The following is a 13,678-nucleotide window of genomic DNA, read 5'->3' as shown; positions in this document are numbered from 1 at the left end:
AACGATAAACGTTTTCAAATGAAACGACGTAACATTTACACACAAAATATACCACGCATTTTTTGCCCACACAACGGATTTATTATTAACAATTTGTGAACGTTTTTCACCTTATCTGTCATATTCTTGCTCCACCAACGATGTAAGCGATGACAAATAGACCAACTATCCACATATTAAGAGGGATAGTTGGTCTGATAATTAACGTTGTATTTTGACCTTCGTCACAATTGTTTTATTCCCCATCACCAGCACGTTCGTCAACACAAACGCCAGGATGAAGGTTGCGATGCCGATCAGCACATTTTAAAAATTGTTGTTTTTTATCGGGTTTAATATAAAATTCTGCATTTATTAATATCATTTCTCCACCTACTTAAAACTAGTTATTTTTCCCGGCGCAAACCGTACGGATTCGTAGCCTTCTTCCATTGCCTTACCGATAGATAAGATCATGACCGGCACATACCGTTCTTTGTCCAAATCAACTGCTTCTGCCAATCGGTCCGCTTCAAATCCACCGATAGGGTTCGTGTCGTAGCCATGGGCACGGGCCACAAGCATGAACTGCATTGCCGCTAAACTTGAATCGATTTTTACAACATCATTCATCTGCTCTTTTGAAAAATTCTTGTAGTAAGGAATGATTGCAGCCAATTGTTGGTCCCGGATTTCCGCAGACATTTTCCCTTGTTCGACGGCTGCGCCGTAGATTTCTTCTCCATACTCGTAGCATTGCATATCTCCGAATATCAGTACCATGGCCGATGAAGTGTCATTTTGTCTTGTGTTGAAACGGATGAGCGGCTTCAAATTGGCTTTTGCTTCTTCGCTCTCAACAACCACAAAACGCCAAGGTTGCATGTTTACGGATGATGGCGTCGTCGTGGCTTCCTGGATCATTTCCAGCATTTCTTCTTGGCTGATTTTAAAATTTTCATCATAAAGACGGATTGATTTTCTTCCGAATGTGATATCCGAAAAATCGTTGTTGATAAGTTTGTTTGTCATGTTTATAGCCTCTTTCTTTTTATCTTTTCAAGTATAGTTTGTTTAACAACTGGGACAATTGTTCTGCTTCCTCATCACTTAATGACAGCGATAGAAAAGATTTCTCCTGATCATGTTCTTTTCCACAAGCTTCCAAATCTTGGATTGCCTTCTCTGATAATTGAACAAAGACCTCTCTGTTGTTCTCAATGTTCCGTTTCCGAATAACATAGCCCTTTTGTTCCAATATTTTCAGATGGCGCGTGATTGCGGCACTGTCTATCTTCATTTCTGTCTGGATCTGATTTTGGGAGCAAGTTCCTTTGTCTTTCAGGAACATCAGCATCTCATACCGCGTCAAACTGAAGCCTGTTTCTTTTTCGAACAGCGTATTGATTTCCTGATTTGTGAGCTTGATCTGATAAAGCAACCTGCTGATTTCTCTCAAGTTCATAAACATTCACCTCGATTATGCGGATTTTCAGGACTGATCGAACAATTGACTTATCAACTGTTGATTAATCAATCATAAGACAGCAACTAACTTTTGTAAAGTAAGTTGCTTGAAAACTTGTCCATTTTAATATATAAAGGAAAAAGACCCCACTCTTCCGAATGGAATCCTATGAAGTACTATACATTTTTCATTTTTCTAAAGTGACGACAAAATTCCAGCTGATTCTCTGAGATTTTTTATAATTCTTCACCATTTGTAGCAATTACTTTTTTATACCATTCAAACGATTTTTTCTTGGTACGGTTCAACGTACCATTGCCTTCGTCATCGCGATCGACATAAATAAATCCGTAACGTTTACTCATTTGCCCGGTGCTTGCGGCAACAAGGTCAATACATCCCCAGGTTGTATATCCTAGCAGTTCGACGCCATCAATCTCTACGGCATCTTTTAAAGCTTGGACATGTTTTTTCAGGTAGTCGATGCGGTAATCGTCAGCCACATAGCCATTTTCATCTGGGATATCGATAGCGCCCAATCCGTTTTCTACAATGAATAATGGTTTTTGATAACGATCATACATTTGATTCAATGAATTTCTCAATCCTAATGGATCTATTTGCCATCCCCATTCCGTTGATGGTAAATGCTCATTTTTGATCGATGGGAATAAATTCCCGGTTGCTTGTGCATAATCCTCAGAATGAGCACTGACGGTTCTTGAGCAATAGTAGGAGAACGTTACAAAATCTACTGGTGAGGCAGCGAGAATAGCATGATCGCCTGCTTCCATTTGAATGTTCAATCCTTCTCGTTCAAATTTCTTCAATGCGTAATTGGGGTATTTTCCGCGGGCCTGTACATCGATAAAGAAATAACCTTCACGATCGCGATTGATCGCTTCCTGATAATCTTCGGGTCTGCAAGTATACGGATAATGACTCCCGCCTGCCAACATGCACCCAACCATATTTCCCGGATCAACTTCATGCGCAATTTTCGTCGCTAAAGCACTGGCAAGCAATTGATGATGCGCTGCTTGGTAATTGATCTCCAGTTTGTTGTCGCCTGCTTTGAATACGATCCCGCCACCCACAAACGGTGAATGCAGCAGGATATTGATTTCATTGATGGTCAGCCAGTATTTCACCAAACCTTTGTATCTCTTCAGGACAGTCTCTGCATAGCGGGAATAGAACTCTACCAATTTACGGTTTTTCCAACCACCATACTCTTTGATCAAATGGACCGGTACATCAAAATGAGCAATGGTTACTAAAGGCTCGATTTTATGTTTCTTCAACTCATGAAAGATTGACTCATAAAAAGCAAGCCCTTCTTCATTCGGTTCCAGATCATCTCCATTAGGAAAAATCCGGGACCAAGATAAAGACATGCGATAGACTTTAAAACCCATTTCTGCAAATAGTTGAATGTCCTCCATGTATCGGTGATACATATCAATCGCTTCTTTGGCAGGGTAATAATAGCCTTCTTTCCATTCAAGCATTTCCAGGTCACCTGCGGCAACTTTTTTCCGATCCGGTCCAGTTGGCATTAAGTCTATATTGGATAAACCACGTCCACCTTCAAGTACGCCACCTTCTGCTTGATTGGCAGCAGTCGCACCGCCCCATAAAAAATCTTTGCTTAATCCCATTTGAATCTCTCCTTAAACTTTGATTACCAGTACATTCTCAACTTTGCTGACATTTCCTTGTGCGATCATCTCAACAGATGAATATTGCGGCGTATTTGTTACAACGATAGGAACTTGAGTGGAATATCCAGCTTCCTGAATTTTCTTCACGTCAAAAGTCAGTAATAATTGACCTTTCGTGACTTTTTGACCAACCTCGACCAAGGCATCAAAATATTTCCCTTTTAGCTCAACGGTATTTAAGCCCACATGGATCAAAATTTCCACGCCGGTATCAGATACAAGGCCGATCGCATGTTTGGTAGGGAAAAGCGCAACTACCTCCCCATCAAAGGGAGCGAATACTTCCCCTTCAGACGGTTCGACAGCAAAACCTTTTCCTAACGCTTCCGAAGCAAAAGCTTCATCTTCAACTTCACTCAAAGGAATGACGGTCCCTGGAACAGGGCTGTTCAAACGGGTATCTTCTAAAATGACTGCCTTCATTTCCGGGATTTCGCCACCGACTTCATCTTTTTCAAATTTGAAGCTCAAAATATACGTCAGAATCGCAGTGACAACTGCTGAAATGATCAAGGCAATGATAATGTTCCAGAAGTATTTCATCGTATCGTCACCGATGTACAACAGCACTGCAGGCAAACCGGAAGAACCTGTTGCAAAGCGGTGCGTATTGGTTAAGCCTGCGTATAAGCCGCCTGATGCGCCACCGATCATGGCGGAAATCAATGGATATTTCTTAGGCAAGTTCACACCGTACAGAGCTGGTTCTGTAATCCCCATATAAGCCGTGATGGCCCCTGATGCAGCCAGTTGGCGTGTTTTTTTATCTTTCGTTCGGAACGCAACGACCGCAGCGGCAGTCGCTTGCGCAATATTCGATACTAATGCGCCCGGTCCAAAAATACTGTCATATCCGAGTTCAGCCATTTGCATGACGCCCAATGGTGCTACGCCATTATGCAAACCGAACATAACCATGATCGGCAAGAAACCACCGATCAGAACTGCAGGCACCCAGCTTGCATTTACACTCAGGAAAGTGAAGAATGAAGCCAAGTAGCCTCCGATAATGCTGCCGATTGGTCCTAAGATCGAGAACGCAAGTGTTCCCATGATAAGGAATGTCAACATTGGAACAAATACAAGTTCCACTGATTTCGGGATAATTTTCCGCAGGTACTTCTCGACATAAGACTGACAGAGAATAATAATTAAGATCGGAATGACCGACCCAGTGTACGAAGCTAGACGGAACGGAATAACACCAAAGAAATGTACAGGTTCTCCCGCTGTCACAAGTGCTCCCCAGTTTGGATGCAGCATCATTGCGGCTACGGACGCTGCTAAAATAGGATTGCATTTAAGTTTTTGAGCGACTGTGAATGCCAAGATCATCGGCAGGAAGAAGAAGACCCCATCTGCGAACAGATTCAACATGTAGTATGTTTGAGACTGATTCGTAATGACTTTAGAAACAACTAAAAGTGCTAAAACTGCCTTAACCATCCCTGCTCCAGATAGTGCGGGAATAACCGGTTGAAATGTACCCGATACAAAATCAATGACTGCAGAAACCGGACCTTTTTTCTCTGGAACGCTATCATTTGAAGAGACAACATCAATGTTCTTCTCGACTTCATCAAAAACATCTTTCACATGGGTGCCGATGACAACTTGATGCACACCAGCATTGCTTAGGTACTTAGTGACACCATCCAATGCTTCAAGCTTATCTTTGTTCAGCTTTGATTCATCCGCTAATTTAAACCGTAATCTTGTTTGGCAATGATAGGCATCCGTAATATTATCTTTTCCACCCAGTTGCTCAACAATATCCTGAGCCAATTTTTCATATTTTTTACTCATGTAAGCCAACTCCTTCATCCATTTAAAGAAAGTTCCATGTTCTCACCGGTGAGACATTAGATTTCTTCTGAATAGAATGTAACACTTTGGGGTAGCGTTTCCAATAGGTACACGACAACTCGAAATCTGTTTCACATTTCCTTGATATTAAAGCCTTTTCATAAAATTCGTTTCACTTCCATCAAAAAAACAAAACGATTATGGCACCGTTTGGTTTTTTTGATTTAAAATTCTTCGGAAATATCTTTAAATGTTGTCTTTCTGCCTGTTTCCAAAGTTCGGGAATTTTGAATTTTAATCTCCATATTATGATCGTAATCTAAGGCAAAAATTTTCGCGTACAGGACATCCAATATGAATAAGATTGATTCTTCCGTCGAAAAATTAGAAATTTTGGAATAGAGTTTTTCTCTGCTTGAAATATTCAAAACTATGGTTGAATAGTCTCTCAGATAATTTTCTCCCCCACTGGTGATGCTTATGACGGGGACACGGTTTTTTATAAGCCATTTAACATTTCTCATTGGATAAGCATCTGCGTTATTACCAGAATACGAGATAATCACTGCACAATCTTCACTAGTCAATGTATTGGAAATGAGTCCTGATTCATCGGCATCGGCCATAAAGGCTTTTTTATGAATCGTATTTAAATTTCGCTTGAACAATTCGCCAAAATACGAATTCGGACTTCTTCCATAAATGATTATATTGTTTGCTTGGCTGATAATTTTGGCAGCTCTGCTTAAATCATCAGCCGACATTAAAGAACTTGTTTCTTTAATCGTTTGGATCCGTAAATTGGCTATATTTTCAATGATTTCCAATGTATCCGCTGAACGCGTGAACGGAATATTAGAATCCACTTCAAAAGTATTTGCTTCAAAATGCGCCACTTCATGAGTAAAAGCATACATGAATTCAGTCCAGCCGGAATATTCAAAATATTTAGCAAACCGCACTAGAGTAGCTTTAGAAGTGTACGTCAATTTTGCAATTTCATCCATTGTGTATTTGGGTAACTGTTCTCGATTGGCCAACAAAAATTCGCCGATTGTTCTTCTTGCATCATTCTGCTTGAACACAGCTTCTTCAATTCTTTGAAAAAGATACATTAATCCCTCACTCCTTAAAATGGCTGGATACTTTTCTCATTATAATCGATTTTCGTGAATATCTCGAATTTTCAATTATTTTGGAAGCGAAGCACTGAGTTTGCTATTTGTTCATGGCAAGATAAAAGATATTAAGGAGATGGGTAATGCTATGCGTTGATAAAAAAAACACCTTCCGCAAAAACGGAAAAGTGTCTTTTTTGTTGAAGATGATTTTACCTGTTTCGCGTAATGAACTGTTGCAGATCCGCTTACTTATTATAAATCTTTGGACCTTTACGCATGTTCTTGATATCATTTTTTGGCGTGTCGATTTGTTTGGACCTTCCGCCGCCTTGTTTATTCTTGATTATTTCTAACATTTTTTCTTTTGGATTCACTGTTTACACCGCCTTTGTTAATGGAACACTCCATACTTTAATTCTATTGAATTGATGCCATAAAAAAAGCATCAGCAAAATGCCGATGCTTTAGGGCTGTTAATTGATTTGTCAAATTGGTCGTTTGAACCAAATTGAAGCAAAAAACTTTTTTGAAAACGTTGATACAATAAATATTAACGTTTTGAGAATTGTGATGCTTTACGCGCTTTTTTCAAACCTGGTTTCTTACGTTCAACCATACGTGGGTCACGTGTTAACAGACCAGCTGCTTTCAATGGTCCGCGGAAGTCAGGATCTACTTCTAATAATGCACGAGAGATACCGTGACGAGCTGCTCCAGCTTGTCCAGTGAATCCGCCGCCGTTTACGTTAACGAAGATATCGTAGCTACCTAAAGTACCTGTAAGGTTTAAAGGTTGTTTGATTACTTCATATAAGTAAGCGAATGGGATGTATTCTTCCATGTCTTTTTTGTTGAAGATGATTTTACCTGTGCCAGGTAATAAACGTACGCGTGCAGTCGAATTCTTACGACGACCAGTTGCGATATATTGTGCTTGTGCCAATGAAATTCCCTCCTTAAATTAGGTTAGTGATGTCTAAAACTTCTGGTAGTTGAGCTTCGTGTGGGTGAACTGCTTCACCGTATACGTGTAACTTAGTGAATTGTTTAGCACCTAAAGAGTTCTTAGGTAGCATGCCTTTAACAGACAATTCAACTAATTTTCTTGAATTCTTAGCACGTAATTCACCAGCTGAAATTTGTTTTAGCCCACCTGGATAACCTGAATGACGGGAATAAATTTTGTCAGATGCTTTTTTACCTGTTAATGTAACTTTGTCTGCATTGATAACAATCACATAATCACCAGTATCTACGTGTGGTGTGAAAGTTGGTTTGTTTTTACCGCGTAAAATAGTTGCAACTTGTGTTGATAAACGTCCCAATGGGATGTCAGTCGCGTCGATTACGAACCATTTGCGGTCGATCTCGTTTGCTTTAGCCATGTATGTTGTACGCACGTTTGTTTCCTCCATATTCTTCTCTGTCTGTTTGATCCAATTGAGTTTCCGGGGCTCATCGTGGGGCAAACAATACCGTCTTATATGATACGACATCCCAAAGGAATTGTCAATCGCTTCAAAAGAAATATTTTACCTTTTTCATCGTAAAAAAGCTCCACATACCGCACAATATGCGATAGTGAAGCCTTCCCTGATCATTTTTTTAAATATAAATATAATTGCTCGATGACCTCGGCCGGCACAAATGGATAGGCGCCTTTGCCGGATGTCTTGTGAGGCTTGAATGTTGCGACGATTTTTGGATCTTTGACGATGTCTTCCACCGAAACAAACTCGCCTTTTTTGGTGATGGTCAATTCAAAAGCTTCATACTCTTCGGCAGAAACATTCTTTTTCGGAATCGAGTAATGCGCCATGCTGGCTTGCACGGAAAGCACCACATCGTTCGGGCAACCGATCGCCTCATAAAATTGGGGCATAGCGGCAGCCACAAAATCCGGCACATCGCCGCGTGGGATGCGTTTGAGTTCTTTGATGAACGTTACCATTCTTGCACTCTCCTTCTTTTGTTCTTATACATCCATTATACGCGAGTTTCGGAATTTTAACATCATTCCTGATAAGTTCTCCCGTTCAAGTGTGATCGGTTATTTCTCGCAGCCTCACTGACTTTAAATACATAAAAATATTGACCACTTCAAGCCCTCATGCTACCATTGCACTAACATTAATTTTAGATGATAAAAAAATGATAATACACCCATGTATGTCATTTCTTATAAAAGGGGAATCGATGATGGATACAATCAATATTCAAAGCTATCTCGCGCAATTGGGCAACAGAAAAGATCCGCAAACCGGCGCCGTCAGTGCACCGATTTACTTGTCCACAGCTTATGGACATCCCGGCTTGGGTCAATCGACCGGCTATGACTACACCCGCACCGGCAATCCGACAAGGGACATCCTTCAGGAAGGCTTGGCGGTGCTTGAAAACGGTGTCCAAGGCTTCGCCACCAGCTCCGGCATGAGCGCCATCCAGCTCGCGTTCAGTATCTTCCCCGCCAACAGTCATTTCGTTGCATCCAGGGACCTTTACGGCGGCAGCTTCCGTTATTTCCAGGACATGGAGCGAAAAGGATTCTACTCCTTCACTTATGTCGATGACCCGCTCGACATCGCGGCGGCCATCCAAGACAACACGGCCGCTGTCTACATCGAAACGCCTACGAATCCGCTCATGAAGGAAACGGATATCGCGGCTGTCGCTGAGATAGCCAAAAAACATGGATTACTGGTGATTGTGGATAATACCTTCTACACCCCTCTCTTGCAGCGGCCATTGGATTTGGGCGCCGATATAGTGGTCCACAGCGCCACCAAGTATCTCGGAGGCCACAATGATCTGTTGGCGGGTGCGGTCGTGACAAACGACAAAGCGCTTGGCGAACAGTTGGCTTTCCAACTGAATACGGCAGGCGGCACTTTGGACGCCTTCGACTGTTGGCTCTTGGTCCGCGGGTTGAAGACGTTGCCGCTGCGCATGAAGCAGCACCAGACGAATGCACAGGCTGTCGTGGCCTATCTGGAATCGGAAGATCTGATTAAATCGGTCCATTATCCGGGCAAAGGCGGCATGTTGAGCTTCACGCTCCATGATAAAGCCTGCATTCCTGCCGTCTTGGATGCCCTGAACATCTTTACTTTCGCCGAAAGCTTGGGCGGCGTAGAAAGCCTGATCACCTATCCGACCACCCAGACCCATGCCGATATTCCGGTTGAAGTCCGCGAATCCTATGGCTTGACGGACGATTTGCTGCGCATCTCGACAGGAATCGAGGATGCGGATGACCTGATTGCAGATTTGCGCCAGGCCTTCGCTAAGGCTGCGGTTGTTGCCAAAGTCTGATATAACCAAATATGTCAAAAATCCCCGGCGAACGGCTGCGTTCGTCGGGGTTTCTGTTTTCAGCTCTGTTCTCCGGTGAACGACGGCTTCGCCGGAGTTCGGACTGTTAGCGGCTCTCCAGCTCCGGCGAGCGCTGCTTCATCGGAGCTGGACCCGATTGCAGAGGCTTTCCTCCGGTGAGTGGTGCCTCGCCGGAACTGGCGCCGATTTCCATTACTTAAACACCCAAAAAAACGGCTGTGGAAAAGATCCTGTCTTTTCCACAGCCGTTTTTTCAGCATTCTTGATTATTCTTCATTCTGTTTGGTTTCGAATGCCTTTGTGATCGTCATCAAGGTGCGGAAGAGGTCTTCCACGCTGTCTTCATAGGCTTCGTTCTCGGTCAGCCCGCGCACCTTATCCAGCACCCGGTCCTCCCTGGATTGGTCCAGAATCGGCAGCTGGTGCTCCTTCTTGATCCGCGCGATTTCGGTCACTGCATCCATCCGGCGTTCGAACAGCTTCACCAACTCCTGGTCGATGGCATCGATCTCCGCTCTTTCTTTTTTAAACATCGGCCTTCCCCCTATCCGTTCCTTAATTTTTCTTCATCATAGTAGACTTCCACGAGATACAATCCCTGCGACGGGGCTGTCGGTCCGGCTTGGCGTCTGTCCTTCACTTCCAAAAGGCGGTCGATTTCCTCGACCTTTTTCAGACCGTCCGCGATCTGCAGCAGCGTACCCACGAAAATGCGGATCATATTGTAGAGGAAGCCATTGCCCCTGAAGGTGAAGACCAGCTCATTGTTTTCCTCGTCCTTCTTAACGCTCGCTTCGTAGACGATCCGGACCAGATCAGTCTTATCCGTTTTTGTCGAACAAAAACTGGTGAAGTCATGTTCGCCTTCCAGTTTTTTGATGGCCAGCTCCAGATTCGCCATATTGAAGCGGTAAGGATGATGCGTTGTATACAGTCGTTTGAAGGGATTCGGGAAGCGATCGAGATCGACCCGGTAAATGTATTTTTTCCCCATCGCATGGTAACGCGAATGGAATTCCTCTGGAGCGAACTCCACGGATGTGATCAAAATGTCATCAGGCAGCAAGCTGTTCAACGCCCGCAGCAGATGATCCGGCTTGATTGCAGCTGGGTAATCAAAATGGATGACTTGCCCGAGCGCATGGACACCTGAATCGGTCCGGCCGGATGCATGGATCGGAATGATCTGCCCATTCGACATTTTTTTTAAAGCCTTTTCGATTTCCGTCTGGACACTGTTGCCGTTAGGTTGGACCTGATAGCCCACATAACCCGTTCCGTCGTATTGCACGATGCATTTGAATCGTTGTGCACTCATAGGTGGCGTATGCCCCTTTCTTATCTTGCTGATGTATGGTTATGGTTTTTTCTATTTTAAAAGGGACCGGAAATACTACCCGGCCCCCAGACTCGTTCTATAGCTACAAATTGCGCCTGTATGCGCTCAAGATCGGAAGAACAGCAACAACCCGGTCAGTGCGACAAATGCCAGCATACTCAGCGTATCCAGCCTTTGCCAATCGAGGATGCGGTATTTCGTCCGGCCTTCCCCGCCCTGATAACCACGCGCTTCCATGGCATTCGCCAATTCATCGGCACGATTGAACGAGCTGACAAACAGCGGCACCAAGATCGGTGTGACGGCCTTCATCTGCTTCACGATATTGCCTTCGCCGAACTCGACGCCGCGAGCCCGTTGCGCATTCATGATTTTCGAAGCTTCATCCATCAATGTCGGCACGAAACGCAAGGCGATGGAAAGCATCAGCGCGATTTCATGGACAGGAACCTTAAAGCGTTTCAACGGCCCCAAAAGTTTTTCGATCGCATCGGTCAACGACAACGGCATCGTCGTGAGCGTCAATAGTGTCGAAATGAAGATGATCAGGACAAAGCGCATGAAGATGAAAGCCCCGTTGATCACCCCGAACGAAGTGATGCTGATCGGTCCCAGTTCCAGGTACGTTTCCCCGCCCCGTGTGAAGAGGATCTGCAGCAATACCGTGAACATGATCAACCAAATCAGCGGTTTCACACCATTCAAGAAGACCGACAGTTTGATGTCGGAAAGGATGACGCACAAGAAAGTGAACAACGTCATGATCAGATAAGTCTGCCAGTTATTGGCCAGGAAGATGACGATGATGAAATAGAAAGCACCGATCAGCTTCGCGCGCGGATCCAATCTATGGACTAGCGAGTCGCCTTGTATGTAGCGCCCGAAAAGTAATTTATCCAACATCTATGCCACCCTCTTCCTTAGCGACATTTTTGTTGCCTTTGTTCTCATTTATTTTGGCGATCAGCACAGCCGCCAGTTGTTCCGTACGCAGCGGTCTTTCGTTTCCGAAATCGATGCCTGTCTTTTGGCTCAACGTATCCAGGAAAGCCAGTGCGGAAGGCAAGCCTAATTGTTTCTCCTGAAGCCAAGCAGCGTCCTGAAAAATTTCTGCAGGCGGCCCCATGCGGACCACCGTGCCCTTCTCAAGGATGACCACATGATCCGCATAGGTTGCGACATCATTCATCTGATGCGTGACCAATACGATGGTCAGTGCGTTGTCGATATGGAGTTGATTGAACATATTCATGATTTCCCGTCTGCCCGCGGGATCCAATCCGGCGGTCGGTTCATCCAGGACCAGCACTTCCGGTTCCATCGCCAATACCCCGGCAATCGCTACGCGTCTCATTTGACCCCCTGAGAGGTCGAATGGGGATCGTTCCATGAAGGACTCATCCAAGCCGACCAAAGGCAACACGCGCCTCACGATCGCCATTGCGTCCGCTTCACTGACGCCAAAGTTCATTGGACCGAAAGCGATATCCTTCGCGATCGTCTCTTCGAATAGTTGCGACTCCGGAAACTGGAACACAATCCCTACTTTTTTGCGCAGGTCCTTCAGATTTTTGTTGTTAGACTTGTTCGTGATGATGCGGTCACCAATCATTACGCTGCCTTCTGTAGGTTTCAATAAAGCATTCAGATGCTGCGTGACCGTCGATTTCCCACTGCCGGTATGCCCGATCAGCGCCGTGTAGCTGCCGTCCGGAATGTTCAGGTTCACATCATAGAGGGCCCTGCTTTCGAAAGGCGTTCCGGCAGAGTAGGAATAGCCTACTTTTTCGAAAGTAATGTCCATAACCAACTCACCATCCCTTCCTCAGTCAAATATTCTTCAGGAACTTCCAGTCCCTGTCTCTTCAATTGGTATTTCAGCTTCTCAGGGAACGGGATATCCAAACCGATATCGATGATTTCCTTGCCCAAGCTGAATATCTCTTCCGGCGTGCCGATCCGTTTCAACTGCCCGGCTTCCATCACAAAAATACGGTTCGCTTTCGCAGCCTCGTCGATGTCATGCGTGATTGAAATCACTGTCAGATTTTCTTTTTCCTTGATTTCTTGGATAGTCTGAATGACTTCATGACGGCCTTCAGGATCCAGCATGGTTGTCGCCTCATCCAGCATGATGATGTCCGGGGACAAAGCCACGATCCCGGCGATTGCCACCCGTTGCTTCTGTCCACCCGAAAGACGTGCTGGCTCCTTGTCCATGAAATCGGCCATGTTCACAGCCGCGACTGCATCAGCAACGCGCTTCACCATTTCCTCGCGGGGAATACCGACATTCTCCAAACCGAACGCAACATCGTCCTGGACAGTCGAACCGACGAACTGATTGTCCGGATTCTGGAAAACCATCCCGATTTTTTTGCGGACGTCCCAAACCGTCTCTGCATTCAAAGGTATCCCTTCAATGATCACTTCTCCGGAGTTCGCTTCTATCAAGCCGTTGATCGTTTTGGCCAAGGTTGACTTGCCTGAACCGTTAGGCCCGATGATGGCGATCCATTCACCCTGCTGGATTGTTAACGAAACGTTGTTCAATGCCGGTCTTGCATCTTCCTCTGAATAGGAAAAAGTCACATTGCGCAACTCGATAATTTCATTCATGATGGCTATCCTACTTTCTCTATTGTTGAATCTTTAAGTCCGCATCCGTCCATCCGGTCCATTGACAGGTAAGTATAAAAAAAGATGAAAAATACGGAAAAGGAATGTCTACTTAGTAAGTATAAACTACTCCTCCCTATTTTTCATCCACTGTCTTGACACAGCACGGAAATAAAACGCTTTTATTTATATATCACCACTTTACAAGTAATTAAAAATTGTGCTTTTCTTCAACCCATTGTTCATAAGCCTTTAGGAGTGCCAGCGATTTAATCCTATTTTCGATGGA

Annotated in this window: 16 protein-coding genes; 1 reads left to right on the top strand and 15 read right to left on the bottom strand. The window is 44.4% G+C overall.

Going from position 1 to position 13,678, the window contains the following annotated elements:
• Positions 1-235: 235 nt before the first annotated feature.
• The 10 genes from C8U37_RS14765 to C8U37_RS10195 all read right to left on the bottom strand — a co-directional run bounded on the left by C8U37_RS14765 (position 236) and on the right by C8U37_RS10195 (position 8,049).
• Positions 236-364, bottom strand: coding sequence for a hypothetical protein (locus C8U37_RS14765; protein WP_281257517.1), 129 nt, complete (start codon positions 362-364; stop codon positions 236-238).
• Positions 365-372: 8 nt separating this feature from the next.
• Positions 373-1,011, bottom strand: coding sequence for a nitroreductase family protein (locus tag C8U37_RS10230; protein WP_108033132.1), 639 nt, complete (start codon positions 1,009-1,011; stop codon positions 373-375).
• Between the two features lie 19 nt (positions 1,012-1,030).
• Positions 1,031-1,444, bottom strand: coding sequence for a MarR family winged helix-turn-helix transcriptional regulator (locus C8U37_RS10225; RefSeq protein WP_108033131.1), 414 nt, complete (start codon positions 1,442-1,444; stop codon positions 1,031-1,033).
• Between the two features lie 239 nt (positions 1,445-1,683).
• Entirely contained in the window at positions 1,684-3,108 is a 1,425-nt protein-coding gene (locus C8U37_RS10220; RefSeq protein WP_108033130.1) for a 6-phospho-beta-glucosidase, read from the bottom strand.
• Positions 3,109-3,120: 12 nt separating this feature from the next.
• Positions 3,121-4,977 (bottom strand): beta-glucoside-specific PTS transporter subunit IIABC, encoded by a 1,857-nt coding sequence (locus C8U37_RS10215; protein WP_108033129.1) that lies wholly within the window; start codon positions 4,975-4,977, stop codon positions 3,121-3,123.
• A gap of 224 nt (positions 4,978-5,201) precedes the next feature.
• Complete coding sequence (locus tag C8U37_RS10210) at positions 5,202-6,092, bottom strand: MurR/RpiR family transcriptional regulator (RefSeq protein WP_108033128.1); 891 nt, start codon at positions 6,090-6,092, stop codon at positions 5,202-5,204.
• A gap of 251 nt (positions 6,093-6,343) precedes the next feature.
• Positions 6,344-6,472 (bottom strand): hypothetical protein, encoded by a 129-nt coding sequence (locus C8U37_RS14760; protein WP_256327668.1) that lies wholly within the window; start codon positions 6,470-6,472, stop codon positions 6,344-6,346.
• A 176-nt stretch (positions 6,473-6,648) separates the two neighbouring features.
• Positions 6,649-7,041, bottom strand: a complete 393-nt coding sequence (gene rpsI, locus C8U37_RS10205; protein WP_086626929.1) for a 30S ribosomal protein S9 — start codon at positions 7,039-7,041, stop codon at positions 6,649-6,651.
• 13 nt (positions 7,042-7,054) lie between these two features.
• Positions 7,055-7,498 (bottom strand): 50S ribosomal protein L13, encoded by a 444-nt coding sequence (rplM, locus tag C8U37_RS10200; protein WP_086627527.1) that lies wholly within the window; start codon positions 7,496-7,498, stop codon positions 7,055-7,057.
• Positions 7,499-7,695: 197 nt separating this feature from the next.
• Positions 7,696-8,049, bottom strand: a complete 354-nt coding sequence (locus tag C8U37_RS10195) for a hypothetical protein (RefSeq protein WP_108033127.1) — start codon at positions 8,047-8,049, stop codon at positions 7,696-7,698.
• A 245-nt stretch (positions 8,050-8,294) separates the two neighbouring features.
• Between C8U37_RS10195 and C8U37_RS10190 the strand changes: the two genes are divergently transcribed.
• On the top strand, positions 8,295-9,410 hold the full coding sequence (locus C8U37_RS10190; RefSeq protein ID WP_108033126.1) for a PLP-dependent transferase: 1,116 nt from the start codon (positions 8,295-8,297) through the stop codon (positions 9,408-9,410).
• A 287-nt stretch (positions 9,411-9,697) separates the two neighbouring features.
• Here C8U37_RS10190 and C8U37_RS10185 read toward each other — a convergent pair whose 3' ends face one another.
• From C8U37_RS10185 to C8U37_RS10165, 5 genes are all read right to left on the bottom strand, one after another.
• A complete protein-coding gene (locus C8U37_RS10185) occupies positions 9,698-9,964 on the bottom strand; it encodes a chorismate mutase (RefSeq protein WP_108033125.1) in 267 nt (88 codons plus the stop codon).
• Positions 9,965-9,975: 11 nt separating this feature from the next.
• Positions 9,976-10,749 carry a tRNA pseudouridine(38-40) synthase TruA gene (truA, locus tag C8U37_RS10180; protein ID WP_108033124.1) on the bottom strand — a complete coding sequence of 258 codons (774 nt, stop codon included), beginning with the start codon at positions 10,747-10,749 and terminating at the stop codon, positions 9,976-9,978.
• Between the two features lie 126 nt (positions 10,750-10,875).
• Positions 10,876-11,673, bottom strand: coding sequence for an energy-coupling factor transporter transmembrane component T family protein (locus C8U37_RS10175; protein ID WP_108033123.1), 798 nt, complete (start codon positions 11,671-11,673; stop codon positions 10,876-10,878).
• The gene (locus C8U37_RS10170) at positions 11,663-12,574 is read right to left on the bottom strand and encodes an energy-coupling factor ABC transporter ATP-binding protein (RefSeq protein ID WP_108033122.1); all 912 of its coding nucleotides are present in this window, start codon (positions 12,572-12,574) and stop codon (positions 11,663-11,665) included. The genes C8U37_RS10175 and C8U37_RS10170 overlap by 11 nt, the downstream gene beginning before the upstream one ends.
• Positions 12,550-13,389 (bottom strand): energy-coupling factor ABC transporter ATP-binding protein, encoded by an 840-nt coding sequence (locus C8U37_RS10165; protein ID WP_108033121.1) that lies wholly within the window; start codon positions 13,387-13,389, stop codon positions 12,550-12,552. Before C8U37_RS10165 ends, C8U37_RS10170 begins: the two co-directional genes overlap by 25 nt.
• Between the last annotated feature and the right edge of the window lie 289 nt (positions 13,390-13,678).

This window comes from Trichococcus patagoniensis, assembly GCF_003051085.1.
In the GTDB taxonomy this organism is placed as follows: Bacteria; Bacillota; Bacilli; order Lactobacillales; family Aerococcaceae; genus Trichococcus; species Trichococcus patagoniensis.
This window is presented reverse-complemented; position numbering and strand designations above follow the sequence as displayed.